Origin of the sequence: Pseudomonas onubensis (genome assembly GCF_965653655.1) — a bacterium.
In the GTDB taxonomy this organism is placed as follows: Bacteria; Pseudomonadota; Gammaproteobacteria; order Pseudomonadales; family Pseudomonadaceae; genus Aquipseudomonas.
Genome location: NZ_CBFHAZ010000072.1, coordinates 1 through 25,378 on the forward strand (window position 1 = coordinate 1; position 25,378 = coordinate 25,378).

The window sequence follows — 25,378 nt, forward strand, 5'->3', positions numbered from 1 at the left end:
CGCGAATGCGGTGGGTCAGTCAATTTATCTGTCTCTGACACACCGCATTCGCGAGCAAGCCCGCTCCCACACTTAAACCGTGTTGCATCAGGTCGATAGGCTTTTGCTTTGCACTTGATCTGGCTTTTGATTCAACCACTCAGGTCGGCTTTCAGGCCGCCGGGCGAGCGAGTGTCAGTACCTGCTCGCGGATTTTCTGCGTGGCGTGCGGCGAAGCCACCGAGGCATAACCCTTGGCCAATTGCTCGAAGTGCGCTTCGAATAACCAATTGCGATCCTGCGCATAGCGTTGCATATGCTTGAGGTTGCGCTGGCGCAGCGTGTTGCGCAGCGCTGACGGATAGACGCGCATATCCGCCACGTCGATCAGCCCGAACTCTCCGTCTTCCAGCAGCAATACATTGCCCAGGTGCAGGGAGCGGAAGTACACGCCGCGTTCATGCAACTGGGCCATAAACCGCCCAAACCGTTCGATCAAGGATTCGCGCAGGCTACTGTCCAGGCTTTGCAAGGCCTGGCGCAAGGTCAGCCCCGGCAGCGGCTGGTAACGCACGGCGGTGCTGCCATCGCGCAGGCTGTACAGGTCAAGGATCGGCGGCGACGTAATGCCCAGCGCCTGCAGGTGTTCGCTGTTGTTGGCGAAACGCTCTGAATACGGATTGAACGTGCCCGAGGTGTACCAGCGGCGCGCCCTGAACAGCTTCAGGAAGCTACCATCGCCCAGGCGCAGGACTTTAGGCCCCAGGCCGTCCTCCTCGACAATATGCGCGCCTTCGCACAGGGCTTTGAAAGCCTGTGGCGTGGGCGTGCTCACCACCAGGCGCAGCAGGCTATGGCGCCGCTTGGCGATGCTCAGGCCGGCGATCAGTGCGAGGGGAATCCACAGCAGGAACCAGTGCTCCTTGGGTCGCGACAGGATGCCACCGCCTTCAGTCAGGCCCGCGCCGATGCCGTAGGCCAGCAGCGAGGATGTCAGGATAAACAGCGGCTGGGCGCGCTCTTTGAGGCCGGTGTACAACCCCCGGCCGAGCATGAAAATCCACGGGATAAAGCCGATGATGCCGACGTAATAAAGCACGCCCAAGGCAAAACTGTGGGGTTCGCGAAGCGGCTCGAAATCGTAGTTGGCAGGCTTCACGTACAGTTCGGAGTCGTAGCTGTGGCCGATCCATGGATGATCCGCGATGCGGTCCAGGATAATTCGCCAGATTTCAAAGCGGAATGAGCTGCCGCGCTCGGTGATCAGTTGCGGGTAAAACAGCAACAGCCCGGCGGCGGCCAGCACCAGGGCGGCCACCATCAGCGCCGAGCGCCGGTTGCGGCTCAGCAGGCCCATCCAGAGTACGGCCAGAACCAAGGCGACCAAGGGGGTTCTGGAGCCTGTGGCCAGAATTGCCAGGGTCATGATCATCAGGGCGGGCACGCTAAGCCACAGCACGCGCAGGCGTTTGGTGGTGACACACAGGTACAGCCAATACACGCAAAAGAAGCCGAACAGGTGGGAGCTGAGCAGTGGGTTGTCCAGGGCGCCCAAGCCGCCAATCATGCGCATGCTCGGCTCGAAGCCTTTGGCGAACGCCACCAGATTTAACAGCGTCACCACCAGCGCGATCACTGCGGCGCTGAAGAAGATCGGCTTGAACAGGTCATTGCGGTAATGCAGCAGCAGCCCGCAGCCAGCAAACAACATGAACGTCTGCAACGGGACCTTGAACAGGTTGGAGTCGCCGGTGGGTTCCGGGCTCCACAGCACCGTGATCATGGCCCATGCGCAAAACGCCGTGAAGGCAAGTACCAGCGGCTCGCGCAGTAACGCTTTGAGTTCCCGTGGGCGCAAGCACAGCAGGAGCAAGGCTGGCAGGGCGAAGAAAATGTAGAAGCCGCGGTGCATGACATTGCGATTGTTGACGAAGAACAGCGAACTCAGAAGCAACAACAAGCCAATGGGCAAAATCCAGAGAACCAGGAAGTCGAAAACGCGATTTGTGCCGTAGGTAAGGCGCTTGGAGTGCATACAGTAAAGCCATTTCAGAATAGAGAAAGCCGACCATGTTAAGGCAGTGGCTATATAATGTCGCCCGTTGGATCCAGCCGGGCCGCGGGTCACGCTGGGTGCAAGTACAACAGAGAAGCTGTGCTAAAGTCAGCCTCCTTTTTTAAAACGCCGCGTGATATGACCGACTCCAGTCCGAGCGCAAGCCCTTCGAGCTTGAAAATATACTTCCGCCTGCTCATGTACGTTAAGCCCTACGCTGGCTTGTTCGCGTTGAGTATTGTCGGATTTCTGATTTTCGCGTCGACCCAGCCCATGCTGGGGTACATCCTCAAGTACTTCGTCGACGGCCTATCCAATCCTGATGCGGTGCTTTTCCCCAGCGTACCGTTCCTGCGTGACATGAAATTGCTGCAAGCCGTGCCGTTGCTGATCATTCTGATCGCTGCCTGGCAGGGCCTGGGTTCGTTCCTGGGCAACTACTTGCTGGCCAAGGTTTCCCTGGGCCTGGTCCACGACCTGCGGGTGCAGTTGTTCAACAACCTGCTGACGTTGCCCAACCGCTATTTCGACAACCACAACTCCGGGCACCTGATTTCGCGCATCACCTTTAACGTGACCATGGTTACGGGGGCGGCCACCGATGCCATCAAGGTGGTGATCCGTGAAGGCATGACGGTGATCTTCCTGTTCGCCTCGCTGCTGTTCATGAACTGGCGCCTGACGCTGGTGATGATCGCCATCCTGCCGTTGATTGCGGTGATGGTCAGCACGGCCAGCAAGAAATTCCGCAAGCAGAGCAAGAAGATCCAGGTGGCCATGGGCGATGTGACCCACGTGGCTTCGGAAACCATCCAGGGTTATCGCGTGGTGCGCAGCTTTGGCGGTGAAGTCTACGAAGAGAAACGCTTCTTCAAGGCCAGCCAGGGCAACACCGACAAGCAACTGCGCATGACCCGCACCGGGGCCATCTACACCCCGTTGCTGCAGTTGGTGATCTACACCGCCATGGCGGTGCTGATGTTCCTGGTGCTCTACCTTCGCGGTGACGCGTCGGCCGGTGACATGGTGGCTTACATCACGTTGGCCGGGCTGTTGCCCAAGCCGATCCGCCAACTGTCGGAAGTCAGCTCGACCATCCAGAAAGGCGTGGCCGGTGCTGAAAGTATTTTCGAACAGCTGGACGAAGAGCAGGAAGTCGACCGCGGCACCGTCGAGCGCGACAAGGTCAGCGGTCGCCTGGAAGTGCGCAACCTGAACTTCACCTACCCAGGCACCGAGCGCCATGTGCTCAAGGACATCACCTTTACCGCAGAGCCTGGGCAGATGATCGCCCTGGTGGGCCGTTCCGGCAGCGGCAAGTCCACACTGGCCAGCCTGATCCCGCGTTTCTACCACCACGAAAGCGGCGAAATCCTGCTCGACGGCGTAGAGATCGAGGACTACAAGCTGCTTAACCTGCGCAAGCACATTGCCCAGGTGACCCAGCACGTCACGCTGTTCAGCGACACCGTGACCAACAACATCGCCTACGGCGACCTGGCCGGCGCGCCACGGGCCGACGTTGAAGCGGCGGCGGCGGATGCCTACGCCAAGGACTTCATCGACCAGTTGCCGAAAGGCTTCGATACCCAGGTGGGTGAGAACGGTGTGCTGCTGTCCGGCGGTCAACGCCAGCGCCTGGCGATTGCCCGGGCCTTGCTGAAGAACGCGCCACTGCTGATTCTCGACGAGGCCACCTCGGCCCTCGACACCGAATCCGAGCGGCACATTCAGGCGGCCCTGGACAAGGTCATGCAAGGCCGCACGACCCTGGTGATTGCCCACCGCCTGTCCACCATCGAGAAGGCCGACCTGATCCTGGTGATGGACGACGGCCGGATTGTCGAGCGCGGCAGCCATGCCGAGCTGCTGGCACAGAACGGCTACTACGCACGCCTGCATGCCATGGGCCTGGATGCCCCAGTATCGGCCGATATCACTTGAATTAAAGGTGTGGATGCTTAATGTGGGAGCGGGCTTGCTCGCGAAGACGGTGGATCAGTCGATATCTTCGGTGACTGTCACTCCGCATTCGCGAGCAAGCCCGCTCCCACATTTGTTCCTCAGTGGATTCACTGCTGTGTCCTTCATCTTCTGCCACACCCTCCACAAGCGTTCCATAACCCTGTGCTAATATCGCGCCCCTGTTCATTTTGTATGTGGGTTGCTCCATGAAGTTGTCCATGCCGCGATTCAATCAAGCCCCTGTCTTGGTGGTCGGCGATGTCATGCTCGACCGTTACTGGCATGGCGGTACCTCACGGATTTCCCCTGAGGCGCCGGTACCGGTCGTCAAGGTCGAGCAAATCGAAGACCGCCCGGGTGGCGCTGCCAACGTTGCCCTCAATATTGCCGCGCTCGGCGCCCCGGCCTCCCTGGTGGGTGTGACCGGTGACGACGAAGCCGCCGACAGCCTGGCCAACAGCCTGCGCGGTGCCGGCGTGCGCGCGCTGTTCCAGCGCATTGCCCATCAGCCGACTATCGTCAAGCTGCGGGTCATGAGCCGTCACCAGCAATTGCTGCGTATCGATTTCGAAGAACCCTTCGCCACCGACGCCCTGGCCCTCAGTGGTCAGGTCGACGAGTTGCTCGAAGGCATCAAGGTGCTGGTGTTGTCCGACTACGGCAAAGGCGCCCTGAAGAACCATCAGATGCTGATCCAGGCCGCCAAGGCCCGTGGCATTCCGGTACTGGCCGATCCCAAGGGCAAGGATTTCTCGATTTATCGGGGCGCCAGCCTGATCACGCCAAACCTCAGCGAGTTTGAAGCCATCGTCGGCGGTTGCGCCGATGAGCATGAGCTGGTGACCAAAGGCGCGGCGCTGATGGCCGACCTCGACCTGGGCGCCTTGCTGGTAACCCGTGGCGAGCACGGCATGACCCTGCTGCGCCCGGACCACCCGGCGATGCACCTGCCGGCGCGTGCCCGTGAAGTGTTCGACGTCACCGGTGCCGGTGATACCGTCATTTCTACCTTGGCCGCCTCGATTGCGGCCGGTGAAGAACTGCCCCACGCCGTGGCCCTGGCCAACCTGGCGGCGGGCATTGTGGTCGGCAAACTGGGTACCGCGGCTATCAGCGCACCTGAGCTGCGCCGGGCGATCCAGCGTTCCGAAGGTTCGGAGCGTGGCGTGCTGGGGATCGAGCAATTGCTGCTGGCCATTGACGACGCCCGTGCCCACAAAGAAAGCATCGTGTTCACCAACGGCTGCTTCGATATCCTGCATGCAGGTCACGTGACTTACTTGGAACAGGCGCGCGCCCAAGGCGACCGTCTGATCGTGGCGGTCAACGACGACGCTTCGGTGAGCCGCTTGAAAGGCCCGGGCCGTCCGATCAACAGTGTCGATCGCCGCATGGCCGTTTTGGCCGGTTTGGGCGCGGTGGACTGGGTGATCAGCTTCTCTGAAGGCACCCCGGAAAACCTGCTGGCCCAGGTCAAGCCGGATGTGTTGGTCAAGGGTGGCGACTATTCTGTCGACCAGGTTGTCGGGGCCGACATCGTCAGCGCCTACGGCGGTACGGTCAAAGTGTTGGGTCTGGTTGAAAACAGCTCCACCACGGCCATTGTCGAGAAGATCCGCAACAATGAGTAATGCTGATAAGTGGGTGTTGATCACCGGAGGTGCCGGCTTTATCGGCTCGCACCTGGTCGATGCGCTACTCGCCAAGGGCTATGCCGTGCGGGTGCTGGATGACTTGTCCACCGGCAAACGCAGCAATTTGCCGCTGGATAACCCGCGCGTAGCGCTGATTGAAGGCGATGTCGCCCATGCCGAGCTGGTGGCGCAAGCCGCCGTCGGTGCGACTGCCGTGGTGCACCTGGCCGCAGTGGCTTCGGTGCAGGCCTCGGTGGATGATCCAGTGAGCACGCACCAGAGCAACTTTGTCGGTACCCTGAATGTCTGCGAAGCCATGCGCAAGGCCGGTGTGAAGCGTGTGGTGTTTGCTTCCAGCGCTGCGGTGTATGGCAACAACGGCGAGGGTGCTTCGATTGACGAAGACACCACCAAGGCGCCGCTGACGCCTTACGCGTCGGACAAGTTGGCGGGTGAGCACTACTTCGATTTCTATCGGCGCCAGCATGGCCTGGAACCGGTGATTTTCCGGTTCTTCAATATCTTCGGGCCACGCCAGGACCCGTCATCGCCGTATTCCGGCGTGATCAGTATTTTCAGCGAGCGTGTGCAGCAGGGCGTGCCGATCAGCGTGTTTGGCGACGGCGAGCAAACCCGGGATTTCATGTACGTGGAAGACCTGGTGGATGTGCTGGTCCAGGCCATCGAAGCGCCCGAAGCGCCACTGGGCGCGATCAATGTGGGATGGAACCGCACTACGACGCTCAAGCAGGTGTTGCAGGCGCTGGAAGAAGTGGTGGGGCAGTTGCCGGTGATCACTTACGGGCCGGCGCGCTCGGGGGACATTCGCCATTCGCGGGCGAATAACCAGCGCTTGTTGGCGAGCTTTACGCTGCCTGAGCCTACGCCGTTGAAGGTCGGCCTGGAACGGCTCCTAAAGGCTTAACGCATTGCAATGTGGGAGCGGCGGTGCGACGATTCGACTTGCTCGCGAATGCGGTGTATCAGTACAGATGTACTGACTGACACGACGCATTCGCGAGCAAGCCCGCTCCCACATTTGATCTCCTTCGTCTGTGAGTTTAGCGGTTGGCCTTTTTCTTCGGCACGATCTTGCGCAGCACCCGCTGCGCCAATCGCTTCAACTTCGACTCTTTCTCAGGCTCCGCCAAGCCTTGCTGGCGCAGCCAATCCTTCCAGCGAATGCGCTCATCGCGCACCAGCCAGCCTTCCTGCTGGGCGAAGCTTTCCGCCAGGTACAGGCCGCGTGTGCTGGCCGGGTAGAGCTGGTCTTTCTTCACGGTGTACAGCTCGGCCAGCGGCTGGCCGTCCTTCAATGGCATCAGGTACAGGTCGGGCCGCTGACGGTCCAGGCGGGCCACCAACTGGTCGCCTTCGAGGCGCTCATCCACATGGAACAGGCTCAAGGACTTGGCTTCCTTGGGGACTTCCAGGCGCAAGTCATAAATCAATTGCAGCGACGCAGTCGGCAGATGCACATACGCCCGTGGTCGCTCGATCAGTTGCATGGTGGCGCAGCGCACCGGGCGGGCGGCGCCGGACAGCGGGCTCAGGCGAAACGGCAGGGCTTCACGGTAATGCAGGGCGGCGGAGTAGGGTGCGGGCAGCCAGGTGTCATTGAAGCGCCCGCCCAGCCAGCCTTCGGGCGTTTCCAGCAGGCATTCTTCGGCAATTTCCTGGATGGCGGTGTGCAGCGGCAGGTTCAGTTCGTGGGCCGGGACGTAGCCGGAGATCAGCTTGAGCACCACATCGCCACGGTCCTGTCGGCGCTGGCGCACCAGCACCCAGTAATCCTTGTTCTGCCAATGCAGGGTCAGGCGCACCGACACGCCGAGGTTGGCCAGTTCCAGGGCGAAGCGTTCAGGGTTGGCCACTTCCACCGGCTTACGCCGTTGCAGGGTCTGGGCGAAGTTGAGCGGCATGCCCACGCTCTGGTAGCTCAGGCCTTCGGGTGTGGCTTCGACGTGCAGCGGCAGTGTCTTGAAATTGCTGGGGTTTTTTCTAATCAGCGTTCGCGGCATGTCGGCTCCTTCTTGCGACGGGGTCGGCCGCGTGGGCGGCATCAGAGTTGACGAATGACCTGGGCAGCGGTCGCCACGTTGTGGGCCAGGTGCAGCGGGTTAATGGTCCCGACAATAGCACTGGCGACACCCGTTTGCGCAAACAACAGCATGAAACTGGCATGAATTGGATCCATTCCTGGCTCAAGACACACGTGGCCGCTGGCCAGGGCCTTTTTCACCAGGATGCCTTTGCCGTGGGCAGCGGCGTAATCGATCACGGCTTTCTCGGCCTGTTCATTCAGATTGTAGGTGACCATCGCGCAATCACCTTGTTCCAGAGCCTTCACGCCACCTTCGACGGTTTTGCCGGAGAAACCGAAACCACGGATCTTGCCTTCTTTTTTCAGCTGCGCCAGGGTCTCGTACACCTCGCAATCATTGAGGATATGCAGGTCATTGCCGTCGGAGTGCACCAGCACCAGATCGATGAAATCCGTTTCAAGTCGTTTCAAGCTGCGCTCGATGGACATGCGCGTATGCGCGGCGCTGAAATCGTGATGGGACACGCCGTCGGCAAACTCTTCGCCGACCTTGCTGACAATCACCCAGTCGTTGCGCTGGCCGCGCAACAGTGGCCCCAGGCGCTCCTCACTGCGCCCGTAAGCCGGCGCGGTGTCGATCAGGTTGATGCCCAACTGCTGGGCCTGACGCAGTAACATCCGCGCCTCGTCGTCAGTGGGAATCTGAAAACCGTTGGGGTATTTCACCCCTTGATCACGGCCCAGCTTGACGGTGCCCAGGCCCAGCGGCGAGACCATCAGGCCAGTGCTGCCCAGCGGGCGATGCAGGTCGTGCAGGGTTGGCAGGCTCATGGCAACAGTTGCTCCCAGGCAGGTTGGCCGAGGGCCGGTTTGGGCAGCTCGGGCAGCGCGCCGCTGGCGCTTGGGCGGATACCGTCGCGTTCCAGGGCGTTGAGCACACGATCAGCGAAGTCCGGCGCCAGCGCAAGTTTGGTCGGCCAACCCACCAGCAAGCGGCCTTGCTCGGCGAGGAAGGCGTTGTCGGGGCGGCTCAGGCCCGATTGCAGCGGCTCGGCCCTGTTTACACGCAGGGTGGCCCATTGGGTCTGGCTCATGTCGATCCACGGCAGTAACTGCCCCAGTTCTTTTTGCGCGGTGGCGATCTGTTCTTGGGGTGTGCGGGCCACGCCATCCGCCTCGGCGATATCGCCGCCCATGTACCACACCCAGTTGCCATCGGCAGCCGGGTGAGTGGTGATGGTGAGGCGCGGCTTGGTGCCGCCGCCCAGGCAGTGTGCATACAGCGGCTTGAGGCCGGGGCCTTTGGCGATGATCATATGCAGCGGGCGGGTTTGCATGGCGGGCTGGCTAAGGCCCAGGGCCGTCAGTAAGTCAGCGGTGCCGCCACCGGCGCTCAGCACGATGCGCTGGGCGCGGATCTCACGGCCATCGACCTTCAGGCCCACCAAGGTCTCGCCTTCAAGCAGCGGTTCGATGTGTTGCCCGGCGAGCAAGCCGTCGCCGGCCAGTTGCGCCAGACGTTCGATCAGGCTGGGCACATCGATGACCAGTTCGGCCAGGCGATAGACCTTGCCCTTGAAGCGCCGGTCTTGCAGCGCAGGCGGCAATTCGTCGCCCTTGACCTGATCGACGCGGCCACGCACGGCTTTACTGGCGAAGAAGCTGGTGAGGTTGCCGGCGATGGTGCCGGGCGACCACAGGTAGTGGGCTTCGGAGAGCAAGCGCACGCCGGTCAGGTCCAACTCGCCGTTACCCGCCAGGGCTTCGCGCCAGCGGCGCGGCATGTCGGCAATGGCTTCGGAGGCGCCGGTGAGGGCGCCGTGCAGGGCGTATTTCGCGCCGCCGTGAATGATCCCCTGGGATTTCACGCTTTGTCCGCCGCCCAAGGTGGCGCTTTCCACCACCACCGTGGAATACCCCTGGCGGCGCAGGCGCGCGTTGAGCCAGAGGCCGGCAACCCCGGCGCCGACAATCAGAACGTCGGTGGAAATAGGCATGCGCGCTGGACCTCTGGCGTAGAAAAAGGGTGCCTAGTATAGCGCGCAGTCGCAAGTTATCAGCTGCAAGCGGCAAGTTAGAAGCAATTCGCACCGCTCTTTCTTGGCGCTTGCAGCTGATAACTTGCCGCTGCATTTCTAATGCCCGGCGGTTTTCGAGAACAGCTGGATCACCACCACGCCCAGCACAATCAGGCCCATGCCCAGCATTGCTGGTACATCGAGCTTTTGCCCGTAAATAAACAGCGCGGCGATACTGACCATCACAATGCCCAACCCGGCCCAGACCGCGTAGGCAATGCCCACCGGCACCGTGCGCACCACCAGCGTGAGCATCCAGAAGGCCACGCCATACCCCACAATCATCAGCAACAGCGGAATAGGCGTGCTCAAGCCTTTGACGGCTTTCATGGAAACGGTCGCGATCACTTCCGAGCAAATGGCGATGGCCAGGTAAACGTAGGCAACATTCATGGGTGAATCCTCGGTGTGATACGTGCTTGATTAGGTGCGCATTTTAACCCTTCGTGAGATGAGATAAAGTCATTACCTATCCGATTTGAAGATGGGTTGAGCCATGAGTGTGCAATGGAACCTGGAACAGATGCGCCTGTTTGTCAGCGTCGCCGAGCAGCGCTCGTTTTCGGCGGTGGCGCGTGGGCAGCGCAAGGCACAATCGGCAGTGAGTAATGGGATCGCCCTGCTGGAAGCGGATCTTGGGCTTAGCCTGTTCGAGCGCAGCAGTGGTCGCCAGCCACGCCTGACCGAAGCCGGCAGTGTGTTGCTGGAAGAAGCCCGCGAGGTGCTGCGCCAATGTGAGCGCCTCAATGGACGGGCGTTGTCACTGACCCGTGGCGAGGAAGCCTGCCTGCGCCTGGCCCAGGACGAAGCCATGCTGTTTCAGCCGGTGCTCGACAGCCTTGAGGCGCTGGCGCAGCAATACCCGCTGCTGGAAGTGCAACTGTCCAGCGCCGCGCAAGGCGATGTGGCGCGCAAGCTGGTGGAGCGCAAGGCCGACCTTGGCCTGTTGTTCTATCACGACCAAATCCCCGAAGCGCTTGAGCGGCGCGTGGTGGGCAGCGTGGAAATGGTCACCGTGTGCGGCGTGAACCATCCGCTGGCCCAGGACAAATACGTGACCTGCCAACGCCTGGCGCAGTTTCGCCAATTGCTGATGTCGACCCAGACCAGCGTCTACCCCGGCAGCGAAGCCGCGAGCCCGTTGGTGTGGCGCGCCGACAGCTTCTACGTATTGGCCGAATGGTTGATGAGTGGCCTGGGCTGGGCCTGGCTGCCGCGGCACATCGTGCAGTACCCGACCTATCAACAGCAGATGGTCGAGCTGGACAGCGAATGGACGCCGCCGGCGCTGGTGGTTGAGTTGGTCTGGCGTCGCGATGAGCACCTGGGCCCGGCCGCGCGCTTTTTGACCGAGCGATTTGCCGAGTGCTTGCAGGCGATCGACTGAAAAAGCCGATAAACTCCGCCGCCATGAATAGAACTCTCTACAGCTGTCTGTTTTACCTGGCGCTGCCGTTGGTGGCTTTACGTCTGTGGCTGCGTGCGCGCAAGGCGCCGGCATATGCAAAACGTATCGGCGAGCGGTTTTCCTATGGCCTGCCGGCGATGCAGCCGGGCGGGATCTGGGTACATGCGGTGTCGGTGGGCGAAAGCATTGCCGCCGCGCCGATGATTCGCGGGCTGATGGAGCGCCACCCGACGCTGCCGATCACCGTCACCTGCATGACGCCCACCGGCTCGGAGCGTATCCAGGCGCTGTTCGCCAATGAGCCGCGCATTCAGCACTGCTACTTGCCCTATGACTTGCCTTGCGCCGCCAAGCGTTTTCTCGATCGCGTGCAGCCCAAGCTTGCGGTGATCATGGAAACCGAGCTGTGGCCCAACCACATCCACGCGTGTGCTCAACGCGGTATTCCGGTGGCGTTGGCCAATGCGCGGCTGTCGGCGCGCTCGGCCAAAGGTTATGCGCGCTTTGCCAAACTGACCGCGCCGATGCTGGCCGAGATGAGCCTGTTCGCGGTGCAGACAAAAACCGAAGCCCAGCGCTTTCTAAGCCTGGGCGCACGACCGGAAACCGTCGAAGTCACCGGCTCGATCAAGTTCGACCTGACCATCGACCCTCAGTTACCGGTACGCGCCGCCGCTTTGCGCGAGCAATGGGGCGCCACCGAGCGCCCGGTATGGATCGCTGCCAGCACCCACGAAGGCGAGGATGAAGTGGTGCTGGCCGCCCATCGCCAACTGCTCGAAAGCTATCCCAACGCGCTGCTGATTCTGGTGCCGCGTCATCAGGAGCGCTTCGGGCCGATGTTCGAGCTGTGCGGGCATCAAGGCTTTGCCACGGTGCGCCGCTCCCGCGCTGAGCCGGTGACGGCGCAGACCTCAGTGCTGCTCGGTGACACCATGGGCGAGCTGCTGTTTCTTTATGCGCTGGCCGACAGCGCCTTTGTAGGCGGCAGCCTGGTGCCGACCGGCGGCCACAACCCGCTGGAGCCGGCGGCGCTGGCCAAGCCTGTGCTCATGGGGCCGCACCTGTTCAACTTCCTCGAAATCAGCGCGATGATGCGTGAGGCCGGGGCGTTGCGTGAGGTGGAGGATGCGCAAGGCTTGGCAGAAGCTGTGCGGCAGTTGTTCGAACTGCCGCAGGATGCGCGCAAGATGGCAGAGGCGGGATTGAAGGTGATGCAGGCTAACCAGGGCGCGCTGAAACGCTTGCTGGATGGTTTGGATAACTTGCTTAACCGCTGACTGACACTGAGCCAAAATGTGGGAGGCTGGCTTGCCTGCGATGGCGGGCTTTTGGTGGTGTACATATCCGTTGCTGCGGTAACGGCTTCTATTGGTTCCGCTCTTACAGCGGGTCACTTTTGGAAAGACCCAAAAGTAACCAAAAGGTCTTCGCCCCAACACTCGGTGCCTCGCTATGGCTCGGCATGCCCGCAATCCGCCAGTGATTTGGGGGGGCGCCGCGATGGGCCATCCTTGGCCCAGCGCGGCTAAACCGGCATCCCTGCCGGTTTACCCCCCAAATCACTGTCGAATTGCGGCCATCGTGTTTGACGGGGCGATTTCAGATCAAGATCAAAAGCGCAGATCAAAAGACCGCTGACTTCGTCATCGAAAAGGATGTAAGGGCCAGAGCAACAGCAACAGCAAGAGCAAGAGCAAGAGCAAGAGCAAGAGCAAGAGCACAGCCATACTCGGTCTAATGTGGGAGCTGGCTTGCCTGCGATAGCATCACCTCGGCGTATCAGAAGTACCGAGGTGTCTGCATCGCAGGCAAGCCAGCTCCCACACAAGCCAGCTCCTACATTGATTTGTGGTGTGTTCAGTAGCCGGGGCGGGCCTTGAGCTGCTCGGCGGCGGCCTTGGCCAGATCCGGCGGCAGGAAGTCCTTGTCCGGGTTGTAGTCAGCCTTGAGGTAGCGCGTCAGGTCCTGCAAGTCCCCTGGGCTGAGCGTGCCGGCAGCCTGCTTCAAGCGCAGGTTGTCGAGGATGTAGTCGTAGCGGCTGTTGTTGTAGTTGCGCACCGACGAGTACAGCTGGCGTTGCGAGTCCAGCACATCGACGATATTGCGCGTACCCACCTGATAACCGATTTCCGTGGCTTCCACCGCGCTCTGGTTGGAGATGATCGACTGGCGGCGTGCTTGTACCTGTTCCACATCGGTGTTCACCGCGCGGTGCAGGTTGCGGGTGTTTTCCACTACCTGGCGGCGCAGGCCTTCGCGCTGTTGCTCGGTCTGGTCGAGGCGTGAATAGGATTCGCGCACCTGCGAGCTGGTGAGGCCGCCGCTGTAGATCGGGATATTCAGGCGCAGGCCGATGGTGCGCTGGGACACATCACCACCGTACGGCACGGGCAACTGGTTCGGGTTGCTGAAGCCGAGCGCGTCGTTGTCGCCTTTTTCGTACTGCGCTACGGCGTCGAGGGTCGGCAAGTGGCCGGCCTTGCGTTGGCGCAGGGTTTCTTCGGCAGCGGTCACGGCGTAGTTGCTGGCCAGCAAGTTCAGGTTCTGGCGGCCGGCGGTTTCAACCCAGGACTTGGCGTCGTTCGGTGCCGGCGGCAGCACCGGGAGCGTGTGCACAATGCCCTGGATCGCGTTGTACTGGCGGTTGGTCAGGGTGATCAGCGCTTCAAACGCATCGTCGACCTGGCGTTGGGCGACAATGCGGTTGGCGCGGGCGGTGTCGTAGCTGGCCTGGGATTGCAGCACGTCGGTCTTGTCGGACAGGCCCACATCAAAGCGTTCGTTGGACTGGTCGAGCTGGCGCTTGAAGGCGTTTTCTTCGGCCTTGGTCGAGGCCAGATTGTCCTGGGCGCGCAGCACGGCAAAGTAGTTTTCAGCACTTTGCAGAATCAGGTTCTGTTCGGTCGCCGACAGTTGCAGCGAAGCTTGTTCGTTGACGGCTTCGGCGGCTTGCAGCTGGAACCAGCGATCAGCGCGGAACAGCGGCTGGCTCAAGGTTGCACGCCAGGAGTGCGCGTCGCGATTGACGGTGGCTGCCGGCTGGTCGATCTGGGTGCGCACGTTATTGCTGTCGGCGCCGGCCGACAGGTTCGGCAGCAAACCGGCGCGGGCCTGGGGCACCACTTCTTTTTGCGCGCCGTATTGCGCACGGGCGGCGGCCAGGTCGGCGTTGTTGTTCACCGCTTCCTGGTAGACGCTGACCAAGTCGGTTTTGGCGGACAAGGGCGCTTCAGCTGCCCAGACCATTCCATTGGTCGCACAAGACACGGCAAGAGCCAGTGAGAGTTTGCGCAGCATGAGGCGATCCCTAGTGTGAATATTACGGCTGTAATTAAGTGCCCAAGGCTAAGGCTGGCCATTCCTGGCGTCAAGCATTGTGACGACGCCCGAGTGTAGTGGCGCTGACCCCGCGCAACAATCCCGCAATCACGCCATTCATCACGCTGAATACACCGCTATTGGCAATTTGCCCACGCCATGGTCTAGACTGGCCGCGTTCTTGTCGGGGTGCCTTGTTGGAAGGCTGAGATCGGTAAATACCGGATCCCGTTGAACCTGATCAGGTTAACGCCTGCGTAGGGAACAAGATTTCTCGTCACCCGGCGAGTCCTCTTGTGCTTCGTCCGGGATGTTGTTCGACAATCGAACAGCCCTCGTGCCTTGCACAGCACTGGTTTCAGTGCGTCCATCCGTCACAGGTTCGCTCCGACAAAAATCCACCGCCTGGATAAGTTGGAGAGCCCGTGATGAGTGCAAGACCAAAAAAAAACACCGTGCATTTGAGTGAGTCGGCCAAGGTCGACACAGGCTCCGTGCAGCCGTTTACCCGCTCGCAGAAAATTTATGTGCAGGGCTCGCGTCCCGATATCCGCGTGCCCATGCGCGAAATCAGCCTGGACGTGACACCCACCGAGTTCGGCGGTGAAATCAACGCCCCTGTGGTGGTCTACGACACCTCCGGCCCTTATACCGACCCGAACGTCATCATCGACGTGCGCAAAGGCCTGGCCGATGTGCGCTCGCCGTGGATCGAAGAGCGTGGCGATACTGAGCGCCTCACCTGCCTGAGTTCAAGCTACGGCCAGGAGCGTTTGGATAACCCCGACCTGGCCTACCTGCGTTTTGCCCACCTGCAAAACCCACGCAAAGCCAAGGCCGGCGCCAACGTGAGCCAGATGCACTACGCGCGCAAAGGCATCATCACGCCGGAGATGGAATACGTCGCCATTCGCGAAAACATGAAGCTCGAAGAAGCCCGTGCCAGCGGCTTGCTCAAGCAGCAGCACCCCGGCCACAGTTTTGGCGCGAGCATCCCGAAAATCATCACGCCTGAATTTGTCCGTGAAGAAATCGCCCGTGGCCGTGCGATCATTCCGGCCAACATCAACCACACCGAATTGGAACCGATGATCATCGGCCGTAACTTCCTGGTGAAGATCAACGGCAACATCGGCAACAGCGCCCTGGGTTCGTCCATCGAAGAAGAAGTGGCGAAGATGACCTGGGGCATTCGTTGGGGTTCGGACAACATCATGGATTTGTCCACCGGCAAGCACATCCACGAAACCCGCGAGTGGATCATCCGCAACTCGCCGGTGCCGATCGGCACCGTGCCGATCTACCAGGCCCTGGAAAAAGTCGACGGCATGGCTGAGGAACTGACCTGGGAGCTGTTTCGCGACACCTTGATCGAACAGGCCGAGCAGGGCGTGGATTACTTCACGATTCATGCCGGTGTCTTGCTGCGTTACGTGCCGCTGACCGCCAACCGCGTGACCGGCATCGTCAGCCGTGGCGGCGCGATCATGGCCAAGTGGTGCCTGGCCCACCACAAGGAAAACTTCGCCTACACGCATTTCGAAGAAATCTGCGAAATCATGAAGGCTTATGACGTCAGCTTCTCCCTCGGTGACGGCCTGCGCCCAGGCTCGGTGGCTGATGCCAACGACGCGGCGCAATTCGGCGAGCTGGAAACCCTTGGTGAATTGACCAAGATCGCCTGGAAGCACGACGTGCAAACCATGATCGAAGGCCCGGGCCACGTGCCGATGCAGTTGATCAAGGAGAACATGGACAAGCAGCTCGAATGCTGCGACGAGGCGCCGTTCTACACCCTCGGCCCGCTGACCACCGACATTGCGCCGGGCTACGACCACATCACCTCGGGAATTGGTGCGGCGATGATCGGCTGGTTCGGTTGCGCCATGCTCTGCTACGTCACGCCCAAGGAGCACTTGGGTTTGCCGAACAAGGATGACGTGAAGACCGGGATCATCACCTACAAGATCGCCGCCCATGCTGCGGACTTGGCCAAAGGCCACCCAGGCGCGCAGATTCGCGACAACGCCTTAAGCAAGGCGCGCTTCGAATTCCGTTGGGAAGACCAGTTCAACCTCGGCCTGGACCCGGATACCGCGCGTGCTTTCCACGATGAAACCTTGCCGAAGGAATCGGCCAAGGTCGCGCATTTCTGCTCGATGTGCGGGCCGAAGTTCTGCTCGATGAAAGTCACTCACGAAGTACGCGAGTACGCCGCTAACCAGCGCATTGAAGCAGTGGACGTGGATGTGGCCAAGGGCTTGGCCGAGCAGGCGGAGCGGTTCAAGCAGGAAGGCAGTCAGCTTTACAAGAAGGTCTGACATCCACGATCGTTCCCACGCTCTGCGTGGGAATGCATCCCGTGACGCTCTGCGTCACAAAGGCGGACGCAGAGCGTCCTTAGCGGCATTCCCACGCAGAGCGTGGGAACGATCATGTCCCTCAGAGATAACACCCTTGAGCATTCAACCGAGTACTTACTCCCCGGACATCGCGGTCCCACGTGACAAACGCGTGTTCGGCGCCCGCGACCTGTTTTCCTTGTGGTTCTCCCTCGGCATCGGTCTGATGGTCCTGCAAACCGGCGCCTTGCTCGCGCCGGGCCTGGGCTTGTCCGGCTCGTTGCTGGCGATTTTTCTCGGCACGCTGGTCGGTGTGTTGCTGCTGGCCGCCGTCGGTGTGATCGGCAGCGACACCGGCCTGTCCGCCATGGCCGCGCTCAAACTCAGCCTCGGTGCCAAGGGCGCGAGCCTGCCGGCACTGCTGAACCTTTTACAACTGGTCGGCTGGGGCTCGTTCGAGATCATCGTGATGCGCGACGCGGCCAGCCTGCTGGGTACGCGCGCGTTCAGCGAGGGCAGCCTGTTGGCCAGCCCCTTACTGTGGACCCTGTTTTTCGGCGGTTTGGCCACCTTGCTGGCCGTCAGCGGGCCGCTGACATTCGTGCGCCAGATCCTGCGTAAGTGGGGCATCTGGCTGCTGCTCGCCGCTTGCCTGTGGCTGACCTGGAACCTGTTCGCCAAGGCCGACCTCACGGCGTTGTGGGCCAAATCCGGTGACGGCTCGATGCCGTTTGCGGTGGGGTTTGATATTGCCATCGCCATGCCGCTGTCGTGGCTGCCACTGATCGCCGATTACTCACGTTTCGGCCAGCGCGCCAAAAGCGTGTTCGGCGGCACTGCACTGGGCTTCTTTATCGGTAACTTCTGGCTGATGAGCCTGGGCGTGGCCTACACCCTGGCGTTTGCGCCCAGTGGTGAAGTGAATGCGCTGTTGCTGGCGCTGGCCGGTGCCGGCCTTGGTATTCCGCTGCTGCTGATTCTGTTGGACGAGTCGGAAAACGCCTTTGCCGATATTCACTCGGCGGCGGTGTCCAGTGGGATTCTGTTGCGCTTGAAGGTCGAGCACCTGGCCTTGGCCATCGGTGTGATCTGCACCTTGATCGCCTGCCTGGCGCCGTTGGCGCAGTATCAGAACTTCCTGCTGCTGATCGGCTCGGTGTTTGCGCCGCTGTTTGGCGTGGTGCTGGTGGATCACTTTATCCTGCGCCGCCGTGGCCAAGGCACGGTTGCCAAGCTGCATTGGCCGGCGCTGGTGGCCTGGCTGGGTGGCATCGCCACCTATCACGTGCTGGCCAACCTGTACCCGGATATCGGTGCAACCCTGCCGGCACTGGTGCTGGCAGGGCTGTTACAGCTGATCCTTGGGCGTGCGGTCAGTGGCGCGCAGGCATCAGCTCAGGCTTGAGCACGCCGGTGAGGCGCGCATAGGGGATGGTCATTTCGATCAGCCCCAATGCGTAAGGGGCGATGGTGCTCACGTTGTACTTGAGCACCACGCCGGCGCTGGTCAGGGCCACATTCGGGGTTTTCTGGAACGGCCAGCTCTTCACGAACTCCGGGTCGCGGTCCATCTGCGAATTGATCAGCCAGCTGTTGTGGGCGACTTTCGCGGTGTTCCAGAACGCCTGTTCCTGGCCCGGCAGCAGCATGTCGGCCAGGCTCAGCTCTTTGTGCAGCAGGCGTGAATAGTTGATGAAACCGCGGCCGGGCGCGCCGTGGGCGGTGCCGGTATCCAGATAACTGGACACTTCAACGATCACCAGTCCGTCATGCTGCTCACGTACCTTGGCTTGCAAGTACATGCTGTTGCGGTTCGGCGACTCGCGCAGGAACTTGTCGCGGTAGGCATTCAGGGTCGGTGGCACGCTGGCGCCGGGCGTGGTGCGGGTCATTTGCAGCAGGCGTTGCTCAACGATGCTGTCCAGCTGCGGCTCGCTGGGAAAGTGCACGGTGTCGATGTTCACCAGCGGGCATTCCGGGCTGTTGCAGCCGGGTTTGATTTGTTCGGAGGTGTCCGGCTTGGTGTCCAGGGGCTTGAGGTAGCTGGGCTGGAGCAGGCTCTGGCAAGCGCCCAGAGTCAAGGCAATACAGGCCACGGAGGCGATTTTTAAAAGCGACATGTGCGTCCTTCGTAAATCGATGGAAAGCGAAAAAGAGTAGCGCTTCGACTGCGAACAAAGCCGTCAGTTCGCCACTAAGCTGATTAGAGTGAGTTTGACGCTCGCCGTCTATCCCGGCAACTGGAAAGGGGCTGCATCAAAGGCCATGGGCGCGTTAGGATGGCGCGAATTGCACCTGCGTAACGAGGAACGACATGACGGACATTGCCAAATCGACGCCGAACACCATCGAGATTGTTCAGCGTGACAATGCCTACAAGGGCTTCTACAGGCTTGATCGCGTGCAACTGCGCCACGAGAAGTTCGATGGCGGCATGAGCCGGGTGATCAATCGTGAAGTCTTTGTGCGTCATGACGCGGTGTGTGTGCTGCCCTACGACCCGCAGCGCGATGAAGTGGTGTTGATCGAACAGTTCCGTATTGGCGCCATGGGTCGCACCGACAACCCGTGGCTGGTGGAAATGGTCGCGGGGCTGATTGACAAGGACGAACAGCCGGAGGAGGTTGCACACCGCGAAGCCGAGGAGGAAGCTGGCCTTACGTTCTCTGCGCTGTGGCCGATCACCAAGTATTTTCCGTCGCCCGGTGGCAGTACCGAATTCGTGCACTTGTACCTGGGCCGTTGCGACAGCTCAGGCGCAGGTGGCGTCCATGGACTGGAAGAAGAAGCAGAAGATATCCGCGTCACCCCCTGGGCCTTTGAAGATGCCCTGCAAGCGGTGCGTGACGGCAAAATTTCCAACGCAGCCAGCATTATCGCCCTGCAATGGCTCGCGCTTAATCGCGCGGAAGTGAGGGGGTTATGGCAGTAAAGGCACGGGAACGATACCGGGTTGACCTGATCGGGCTGCAAGCCGCCTGCGAGGCCAACTATGCGCGGCTGATGCGCCTGCTCCCCGACATGCGTCACGCGCCCGAGGCGCGGCGGATTGCCGTGACCCATGGCGACCAGATGTTGGGCGTGCTGACCCTTGAGGTCATCGTCAACTGCCCGTACACCACCACCCTGCGTGTGCGCCAGGAACACAGCCTGCCCTGGCTGCCGGTGCCGCAGTTGGAGGTTCAGGTGTATCACGATGCGCGCATGGCCGAAGTCATCAGCGCCGAACATGCGCGACGCTTTCGCAGCATCTATCCTTATCCGAATGTGTTCATGCACCAGCCCGATGAGAAAGCACAGCTCAATGTGTTCCTCGGTGAGTGGTTGAGCCACTGCCTGGCCTTGGGCCATGAATTCGAAGTCGTGCGCTAGATGTGAACTGCGTCTTTCCTCTTTGTGTCCTGCCCCAGCATAATCGCGCTACTTATCCATTCCTGTGATTGCCCTGGGAGAGCGCCTTGCCGAGCGTATCCACCGTGAACCCTGATGCGCCGGCGCTGCTGGTGCAGTTGTCCGACAGCCACTTGTTTGCCGAGGCCGACGGTACGCTGCTGGGCATGAACACCCGCGACGGCCTGCAGCGGGTGATTGGTTTGGTGCGCGAGCAACAGCCGCAGATCGATTTGATGCTGGCCACGGGAGACTTGTCCCAGGACGGTACGCTTGAGTCTTACCAGCAATTTCGCGACCTGACTCGGCAGATCGACGCGCCGGCGCGCTGGATTCCCGGCAACCACGACGAACCGCAGGTCATGGCCCAGGCCGCCGTGCACAGCGATTTGCTCGAGCCGGTGGTCGATATCGGACATTGGCGCGTCACCTTGCTCGATTCGGCGGTTCCGGGCTCGGTGCCCGGTTACTTGCAGGATTCGCAATTGCAATTGCTCGCCCAAGCCCTGAGCGAGGCGCCTAACCGTCATCATCTGGTGTGTTTTCACCATCATCCGGTCTCCATCGGCTGTGCGTGGATGGAGCCCATCGGCCTGCGCAACCCTGAAGCCCTGTTTGCCGTACTCGACCGTTTCCCGCAGGTAAAAGCTGTGCTTTGGGGGCATGTGCATCAGGAAATCGACCGCGAGCGCAATGGCGTGCGCCTGCTGGCATCGCCGTCCACCTGTATCCAGTTCGCGCCGGGCAGCGAGGATTTCAAGGTCAGCGAGCAGGCGCCCGGGTATCGCTGGCTGCGATTGCATGCCGACGGACGGTTGGAGACGGGTGTGGAGCGGGTAAAAGGATTCGAATTTACCGTCGATTACGGCAGCAACGGTTATTAACGGCTGTAAACCCTGACCAAAATGTGGGAGCGGGCTTGCTCGCGAATACGGTTTAACAGTCGACAGGTGTGCTGGCTGACCCACCGCATTCGCGAGCAAGCCCGCTCCCACATGGGTTCTTTGCCGGCTGGACAATAGGGTACTCACACACCACCCCGATCCCTGTAAACTGCGCCTCTTTGGCTGATGCACGGAGAGCCCGGCATGTCCGCTTCGATTCTATATATCCACGGTTTCAACAGCGCGCCTGCGTCCAACAAGGCCACCCAGTTGAGCACCGTGATGGACAGCCTCGGTTTGAGCGACCAATTGCGTGTGCCGGCCCTGCATCACCATCCGCGTCAGGCGATTCCTCAATTGGAAGAGGCCATTGCAGAACTGGGGCGGCCGCTGCTGGTGGGAAGTTCACTCGGCGGCTACTATGCAACCCATCTTGCCGAACGCCATGGCCTCAAGGCGCTGCTGGTGAACCCGGCGGTCAGCCCGCATCGGATGTTTGACGGTTACCTGGGCACCCAGAAGAACCTCTACACCGATGAAACCTGGGAGCTGACCCACGACCACGTCACGGCCCTGGCCGAACTGGAAGTGCCGGCGCCCCAGGACGCCGCGCGGTATCAGGTGTGGTTGCAGACCGGGGACGAAACCCTGGATTATCGCCTCGCCCAGCAGTATTACCGGGCCTGTGCCTTGCGCATCCAGGCCGGTGGCGACCATGGTTACCAGGGGTTCGCCCAGCAATTGCCGGCGATGTTGAGCTTTGCCGGCATTGGCGCAGATCAGTATCAATCCTTCGACTTTGCAGCACTGTAAAGGCGCAGGTTACTTTTTAATCGAACGACTCACGACGAGACCCCATGGCCACTCCCAGCGCTAGCTCTTATAACGCCGACGCCATCGAAGTCCTCTCGGGCCTCGACCCGGTGCGCAAACGCCCCGGCATGTACACCGACACCAGTCGGCCGAACCACCTTGCCCAGGAAGTCATCGACAACAGCGTCGATGAAGCCTTGGCCGGGCACGCCAAGTCGGTGCAGGTCATCCTCCACGCCGACCATTCCCTGGAAGTGTCCGACGATGGTCGCGGCATGCCGGTGGACATTCACCCGGAAGAGGGTGTATCCGGCGTCGAGCTGATCCTTACCAAGCTGCACGCCGGTGGCAAGTTCTCGAACAAGAACTACCAGTTCTCCGGTGGCTTGCACGGTGTGGGTATTTCCGTGGTCAACGCCCTGTCGAACCACGTGCGGGTCAAGGTCAAGCGCGACGGCAACGAGTACCAGATGACCTTCGCCGATGGCTACAAAGCCACCGACCTGGAAGTGATCGGCACCGTTGGCAAGCGCAACACCGGCACCAGCGTGTACTTCGCGCCGGACCCGAAATACTTCGATTCGCCAAAATTCTCCATCAGCCGCCTCAAGCACGTACTCAAGGCCAAGGCCGTGTTGTGCCCGGGCCTGTTGGTCAGCTTTGAAGACAAAGGCACCGGCGAAAAGGTCGAGTGGCACTACGAAGATGGCCTGCGCTCCTACCTGGAAGACTCGGTCAGCGACTTCGAGCGCCTGCCCAATGAGCCGTTCTGCGGCAGCCTGGCGGGTAATAAAGAAGCCGTCGATTGGGCGCTGCTGTGGTTGCCCGAAGGTGGCGACAGCGTGCAGGAAAGCTACGTCAACCTGATTCCCACGGCCCAGGGCGGTACCCACGTCAACGGTTTGCGTCAGGGTTTGCTGGACGCCATGCGCGAGTTTTGCGAATACCGCAGCCTGTTGCCGCGCGGCGTGAAGCTGGCGCCGGAAGACGTGTGGGAGCGCATCGCGTTCGTGCTGTCGATGAAAATGCAGGAGCCGCAGTTCTCCGGCCAGACCAAAGAGCGTTTGTCCTCTCGCGAGGCGGCGGCGTTTGTCTCCGGTGTGGTCAAGGATGCGTTCAGCCTGTGGCTCAACGAGCACCCTGAACTGGGCCTGGCCCTGGCTGAACTGGCGATCAACAACGCCGGCCGCCGTTTAAAGGCCAGCAAGAAAGTCGAGCGCAAGCGCATCACCCAAGGCCCGGCTCTTCCAGGCAAGCTGGCCGATTGCGCCGGGCAAGACCCGATGCGCTCCGAGCTGTTCCTGGTCGAAGGTGACTCCGCCGGCGGTTCCGCCAAGCAAGCGCGGGACAAAGAGTTCCAGGCGATCCTGCCGTTGCGCGGCAAGATCCTCAACACGTGGGAAGTCGACGGCAGCGAAGTGCTGGCCAGCCAGGAAGTACACAACATTGCCGTGGCCATTGGTGTCGACCCGGGTTCGGCGGATATCGCCCAGCTGCGTTACGGCAAGATCTGCATCCTCGCCGACGCCGACTCCGACGGCCTGCACATTGCCACCTTGCTCTGTGCGCTGTTTGTGCAGCACTTCCGCCCGTTGGTGGATGCCGGCCACGTCTACGTCGCCATGCCACCGCTGTACCGTATCGACCTGGGCAAAGAGATTTTCTACGCCCTGGATGAAGCCGAGCGCGATGGCATTCTCGACCGCCTGGTGGCCGAGAAGAAGCGCGGCAAGCCGCAGGTCACGCGATTCAAAGGTCTGGGTGAGATGAACCCGCCGCAACTGCGCGAAACCACCATGGACCCGAACACTCGACGCCTGGTGCAGTTGACCCTGGAAGACTTCGCCGGTACGTCGGAAATGATGGACATGCTGCTGGCGAAGAAGCGTGCGCCGGACCGTAAAGCCTGGCTGGAGTCCAAAGGCAACCTGGCCGAGGTGCTGGGCTGATGCGCACAGGTTTCGCCCTGGCGATCCTGATGTTGAGCGGGTTGGTGGCCTCCCAAGTGGTGGCTGCGCCCGTGGCTGAGCTTAAATGGGTCTCCGAACACCCGGTGGACGGCATGCGCGGTGGCAACCTGTCGGGCCTCGCGCTGTGTGGCCAGGACCTGTGGACGGTGTCCGACCGCGATGACGACCAGATCTACCGCCTCGATATCAGCGCGCCGACCTGGAAGGCCGAAACCGTAAAGATCGAGGTGCCGCCGGTGCCCGAGTCCGGCCTGCCTTGGGGGCTGCGCTCGCGCACCAAGGCTGCATCGTTCATTCGGGGCGGCGACCTGGATTTTGAAGGCATCACCTGTGATGCCGCCGGCAACCGCTACATTGTCAGCGAAGCCCATGCGGCGGTGTTGCAAGTGCCGGTGAGCGGCGCGCCTGAATGGTTGAAGATTGCGCCGGGCATGGTCCGCGAAGCGCGGGCCAGCGGAATGTTGCTGCACTTCAATGCCTTGTTCGAAGGCTTGGCGATCAACCCGCAAGGCAATCAGATCTGGCTGGCCGCCGAGCGTGAGCGGCGTGGCTTGATCTCGATCAAGCGTGGCCAGAGCGTGTGGGATTGCGACGGGCCCTGTGTGTTACTGAGCGAAGCTGGCCAGGAAGTGCAGCCGGCGCAGTTCACTAACGCCAAGGCGGTGTCCAAGGACTTTGCCGACCTGGCGCTGTTCAACGGCAAGCTGTTTACCCTGGAGCGCAATGCGTTCCAGATTTGCCGGCGCGATGCGGTCACGGCCAAAGTCGAGCGGTGCTGGTCGTTTGCCGACGAAACCCTGGCACCGAACCGGCGTTATGCCCAGCCCTATGGCCTGGCCGAAGCCCTGGTGGTGGATGCCGAAGGGGCGTGGTTGGGTATCGACAATAATTTCGGCCCGCGTGCCGACGGTGAAAAACGCCCGGTGGTCTATCGTTTTGCCGCGCCAGCCGGTGGCTGGGGCGCGCAACCATGACGGCAGCGCCGCCCGGCAAGCGTGCCGGACGTGTACTGATGTTCGTGGCATGGGGCGCCGGGCTGTTTTTGGCCACGCGTTTTTTTGGGCAGTGGGAAGCGCGTCAGGAAAACCCCAATGCCGTGGTGACCTCGGAGCAGCACGAGGGTTACATCGAAGTGAAATTGCTGGGCAACGGCCAGGGGCATTTTGTCGCCAGCGGCCAGATCAACGGATCGCCGGTGGAGTTTATGCTCGACACCGGCGCGACCGATGTGGCGGTGCCGGCCGAATTGGCCGACCGCCTCGGGCTCCAACGTGGCCCGCCCGTGACCTTGAGCACCGCCAATGGGCGTAGCCAGGGCTACCGCACCCGCCTTGATCGCCTGAAGCTGGGCGATATCGTCCTGCAGGACGTGCGCGCGTTGGTAGCGCCGGGCCTGGGCGGCGAGCAGGTGCTGTTGGGCATGAGTGCACTGAAACAACTTGAATTTACCCAGCGCAGCGGCACCATGCTGCTGCGCCAGACCAAACAATGATG

At 61.3% G+C, this 25,378-nt stretch carries 21 protein-coding genes and 1 riboswitch; of the genes, 14 read left to right on the forward strand and 7 right to left on the reverse strand.

Annotated features, from left to right (window positions below; translation table 11 throughout):
* Window positions 1-151: 151 nt before the first annotated feature.
* Complete coding sequence (locus ACTD9P_RS20765; RefSeq protein WP_438869172.1) at window positions 152-2,014, reverse strand: O-antigen ligase family protein; 1,863 nt, start codon at window positions 2,012-2,014, stop codon at window positions 152-154.
* Between the two features lie 159 nt (window positions 2,015-2,173).
* On the opposite strand from ACTD9P_RS20765, the gene msbA reads away from it, so the two are divergent.
* From msbA to pgnE, 3 genes are all read left to right on the forward strand, one after another.
* Entirely contained in the window at window positions 2,174-3,979 is a 1,806-nt protein-coding gene (gene msbA / locus ACTD9P_RS20770; RefSeq protein ID WP_138817141.1) for a lipid A export permease/ATP-binding protein MsbA, read from the forward strand.
* A 227-nt stretch (window positions 3,980-4,206) separates the two neighbouring features.
* Window positions 4,207-5,631, forward strand: coding sequence for a bifunctional D-glycero-beta-D-manno-heptose-7-phosphate kinase/D-glycero-beta-D-manno-heptose 1-phosphate adenylyltransferase HldE (gene hldE / locus ACTD9P_RS20775; RefSeq protein WP_438869173.1), 1,425 nt, complete (start codon window positions 4,207-4,209; stop codon window positions 5,629-5,631).
* Window positions 5,624-6,559 carry a UDP-N-acetylglucosamine epimerase PgnE gene (gene pgnE, locus ACTD9P_RS20780; RefSeq protein ID WP_438869174.1) on the forward strand — a complete coding sequence of 312 codons (936 nt, stop codon included), beginning with the start codon at window positions 5,624-5,626 and terminating at the stop codon, window positions 6,557-6,559. Before hldE ends, pgnE begins: the two co-directional genes overlap by 8 nt.
* Before the next feature lie 136 nt (window positions 6,560-6,695).
* On the opposite strand, the gene ACTD9P_RS20785 is transcribed toward pgnE, so the two are convergent.
* The 4 genes from ACTD9P_RS20785 to ACTD9P_RS20800 form a co-directional block, all read right to left on the reverse strand.
* Window positions 6,696-7,655: a metal ABC transporter ATPase gene (locus ACTD9P_RS20785; protein WP_438869175.1), complete on the reverse strand. Its 960-nt coding sequence runs from the start codon at window positions 7,653-7,655 to the stop codon at window positions 6,696-6,698.
* A gap of 41 nt (window positions 7,656-7,696) precedes the next feature.
* Window positions 7,697-8,509 carry an aldo/keto reductase gene (locus ACTD9P_RS20790; protein ID WP_438869176.1) on the reverse strand — a complete coding sequence of 271 codons (813 nt, stop codon included), beginning with the start codon at window positions 8,507-8,509 and terminating at the stop codon, window positions 7,697-7,699.
* On the reverse strand, window positions 8,506-9,675 hold the full coding sequence (locus ACTD9P_RS20795) for an NAD(P)/FAD-dependent oxidoreductase (protein WP_438869178.1): 1,170 nt from the start codon (window positions 9,673-9,675) through the stop codon (window positions 8,506-8,508). Before ACTD9P_RS20795 ends, ACTD9P_RS20790 begins: the two co-directional genes overlap by 4 nt.
* Before the next feature lie 138 nt (window positions 9,676-9,813).
* Complete coding sequence (locus tag ACTD9P_RS20800) at window positions 9,814-10,149, reverse strand: DMT family transporter (protein ID WP_017138493.1); 336 nt, start codon at window positions 10,147-10,149, stop codon at window positions 9,814-9,816.
* Between the two features lie 103 nt (window positions 10,150-10,252).
* Here ACTD9P_RS20800 and ACTD9P_RS20805 point away from each other — a divergent pair, with 103 nt between their 5' ends.
* Window positions 10,253-11,143 (forward strand): LysR family transcriptional regulator, encoded by an 891-nt coding sequence (locus ACTD9P_RS20805; RefSeq protein ID WP_138817134.1) that lies wholly within the window; start codon window positions 10,253-10,255, stop codon window positions 11,141-11,143.
* A 23-nt stretch (window positions 11,144-11,166) separates the two neighbouring features.
* Window positions 11,167-12,444 (forward strand): lipid IV(A) 3-deoxy-D-manno-octulosonic acid transferase, encoded by a 1,278-nt coding sequence (gene waaA / locus ACTD9P_RS20810; RefSeq protein ID WP_438869179.1) that lies wholly within the window; start codon window positions 11,167-11,169, stop codon window positions 12,442-12,444.
* Window positions 12,445-13,024: 580 nt separating this feature from the next.
* Here the strand turns inward: waaA and ACTD9P_RS20815 are convergent.
* A complete protein-coding gene (locus ACTD9P_RS20815; RefSeq protein WP_200432039.1) occupies window positions 13,025-14,464 on the reverse strand; it encodes a TolC family outer membrane protein in 1,440 nt (479 codons plus the stop codon).
* A gap of 196 nt (window positions 14,465-14,660) precedes the next feature.
* Window positions 14,661-14,766: riboswitch (TPP riboswitch) on the forward strand.
* Window positions 14,767-14,913: 147 nt separating this feature from the next.
* On the opposite strand from ACTD9P_RS20815, the gene thiC reads away from it, so the two are divergent.
* Window positions 14,914-16,806: a phosphomethylpyrimidine synthase ThiC gene (gene thiC, locus ACTD9P_RS20820; protein WP_438869181.1), complete on the forward strand. Its 1,893-nt coding sequence runs from the start codon at window positions 14,914-14,916 to the stop codon at window positions 16,804-16,806.
* 136 nt (window positions 16,807-16,942) lie between these two features.
* The gene (gene cytX / locus ACTD9P_RS20825; RefSeq protein ID WP_438869182.1) at window positions 16,943-18,232 is read left to right on the forward strand and encodes a putative hydroxymethylpyrimidine transporter CytX; all 1,290 of its coding nucleotides are present in this window, start codon (window positions 16,943-16,945) and stop codon (window positions 18,230-18,232) included.
* Here the strand turns inward: cytX and ACTD9P_RS20830 are convergent.
* On the reverse strand, window positions 18,201-18,947 hold the full coding sequence (locus tag ACTD9P_RS20830; RefSeq protein ID WP_438869183.1) for an RsiV family protein: 747 nt from the start codon (window positions 18,945-18,947) through the stop codon (window positions 18,201-18,203). The genes cytX and ACTD9P_RS20830 overlap by 32 nt on opposite strands.
* A 194-nt stretch (window positions 18,948-19,141) precedes the next feature.
* Here ACTD9P_RS20830 and ACTD9P_RS20835 point away from each other — a divergent pair, with 194 nt between their 5' ends.
* The 7 genes from ACTD9P_RS20835 (at window position 19,142) to ACTD9P_RS20865 (ending at window position 25,376) form a co-directional block, all read left to right on the forward strand.
* The gene (locus tag ACTD9P_RS20835) at window positions 19,142-19,759 is read left to right on the forward strand and encodes an NUDIX domain-containing protein (RefSeq protein ID WP_138817128.1); all 618 of its coding nucleotides are present in this window, start codon (window positions 19,142-19,144) and stop codon (window positions 19,757-19,759) included.
* Window positions 19,750-20,199 (forward strand): DUF1249 domain-containing protein, encoded by a 450-nt coding sequence (locus ACTD9P_RS20840; protein WP_017138485.1) that lies wholly within the window; start codon window positions 19,750-19,752, stop codon window positions 20,197-20,199. Before ACTD9P_RS20835 ends, ACTD9P_RS20840 begins: the two co-directional genes overlap by 10 nt.
* An 86-nt stretch (window positions 20,200-20,285) precedes the next feature.
* Window positions 20,286-21,101, forward strand: a complete 816-nt coding sequence (gene cpdA, locus ACTD9P_RS20845; RefSeq protein ID WP_438869184.1) for a 3',5'-cyclic-AMP phosphodiesterase — start codon at window positions 20,286-20,288, stop codon at window positions 21,099-21,101.
* 204 nt (window positions 21,102-21,305) lie between these two features.
* Window positions 21,306-21,914, forward strand: a complete 609-nt coding sequence (locus ACTD9P_RS20850) for a YqiA/YcfP family alpha/beta fold hydrolase (RefSeq protein WP_099548086.1) — start codon at window positions 21,306-21,308, stop codon at window positions 21,912-21,914.
* 44 nt (window positions 21,915-21,958) lie between these two features.
* Complete coding sequence (parE, locus tag ACTD9P_RS20855; protein ID WP_138817126.1) at window positions 21,959-23,863, forward strand: DNA topoisomerase IV subunit B; 1,905 nt, start codon at window positions 21,959-21,961, stop codon at window positions 23,861-23,863.
* Entirely contained in the window at window positions 23,863-24,858 is a 996-nt protein-coding gene (locus tag ACTD9P_RS20860; protein WP_438869185.1) for an esterase-like activity of phytase family protein, read from the forward strand. The genes parE and ACTD9P_RS20860 overlap by 1 nt, the downstream gene beginning before the upstream one ends.
* Window positions 24,855-25,376 (forward strand): retropepsin-like aspartic protease family protein, encoded by a 522-nt coding sequence (locus ACTD9P_RS20865; protein WP_058422427.1) that lies wholly within the window; start codon window positions 24,855-24,857, stop codon window positions 25,374-25,376. Before ACTD9P_RS20860 ends, ACTD9P_RS20865 begins: the two co-directional genes overlap by 4 nt.
* The last annotated feature ends 2 nt before the right edge of the window (window positions 25,377-25,378 follow it).

What these genes read in the sequence shown, in the direction of transcription:
- ACTD9P_RS20765 (WP_438869172.1), bottom strand. Translation starts at nt 2,014, where the DNA reads ATGCACTCCAAGCGCCTTACCTACGGCACAAATCGCGTTTTCGACTTC.
- msbA (WP_138817141.1), top strand. Translation starts at nt 2,174, where the DNA reads ATGACCGACTCCAGTCCGAGCGCAAGCCCTTCGAGCTTGAAAATATAC.
- hldE (WP_438869173.1), top strand. Translation starts at nt 4,207, where the DNA reads ATGAAGTTGTCCATGCCGCGATTCAATCAAGCCCCTGTCTTGGTGGTC.
- pgnE (WP_438869174.1), top strand. Translation starts at nt 5,624, where the DNA reads ATGAGTAATGCTGATAAGTGGGTGTTGATCACCGGAGGTGCCGGCTTT.
- ACTD9P_RS20785 (WP_438869175.1), bottom strand. Translation starts at nt 7,655, where the DNA reads ATGCCGCGAACGCTGATTAGAAAAAACCCCAGCAATTTCAAGACACTG.
- ACTD9P_RS20790 (WP_438869176.1), bottom strand. Translation starts at nt 8,509, where the DNA reads ATGAGCCTGCCAACCCTGCACGACCTGCATCGCCCGCTGGGCAGCACT.
- ACTD9P_RS20795 (WP_438869178.1), bottom strand. Translation starts at nt 9,675, where the DNA reads ATGCCTATTTCCACCGACGTTCTGATTGTCGGCGCCGGGGTTGCCGGC.
- ACTD9P_RS20800 (WP_017138493.1), bottom strand. Translation starts at nt 10,149, where the DNA reads ATGAATGTTGCCTACGTTTACCTGGCCATCGCCATTTGCTCGGAAGTG.
- ACTD9P_RS20805 (WP_138817134.1), top strand. Translation starts at nt 10,253, where the DNA reads ATGAGTGTGCAATGGAACCTGGAACAGATGCGCCTGTTTGTCAGCGTC.
- waaA (WP_438869179.1), top strand. Translation starts at nt 11,167, where the DNA reads ATGAATAGAACTCTCTACAGCTGTCTGTTTTACCTGGCGCTGCCGTTG.
- ACTD9P_RS20815 (WP_200432039.1), bottom strand. Translation starts at nt 14,464, where the DNA reads ATGCTGCGCAAACTCTCACTGGCTCTTGCCGTGTCTTGTGCGACCAAT.
- thiC (WP_438869181.1), top strand. Translation starts at nt 14,914, where the DNA reads ATGAGTGCAAGACCAAAAAAAAACACCGTGCATTTGAGTGAGTCGGCC.
- ACTD9P_RS20830 (WP_438869183.1), bottom strand. Translation starts at nt 18,947, where the DNA reads ATGTCGCTTTTAAAAATCGCCTCCGTGGCCTGTATTGCCTTGACTCTG.
- ACTD9P_RS20835 (WP_138817128.1), top strand. Translation starts at nt 19,142, where the DNA reads ATGACGGACATTGCCAAATCGACGCCGAACACCATCGAGATTGTTCAG.
- ACTD9P_RS20840 (WP_017138485.1), top strand. Translation starts at nt 19,750, where the DNA reads ATGGCAGTAAAGGCACGGGAACGATACCGGGTTGACCTGATCGGGCTG.
- ACTD9P_RS20850 (WP_099548086.1), top strand. Translation starts at nt 21,306, where the DNA reads ATGTCCGCTTCGATTCTATATATCCACGGTTTCAACAGCGCGCCTGCG.
- parE (WP_138817126.1), top strand. Translation starts at nt 21,959, where the DNA reads ATGGCCACTCCCAGCGCTAGCTCTTATAACGCCGACGCCATCGAAGTC.
- ACTD9P_RS20860 (WP_438869185.1), top strand. Translation starts at nt 23,863, where the DNA reads ATGCGCACAGGTTTCGCCCTGGCGATCCTGATGTTGAGCGGGTTGGTG.
- ACTD9P_RS20865 (WP_058422427.1), top strand. Translation starts at nt 24,855, where the DNA reads ATGACGGCAGCGCCGCCCGGCAAGCGTGCCGGACGTGTACTGATGTTC.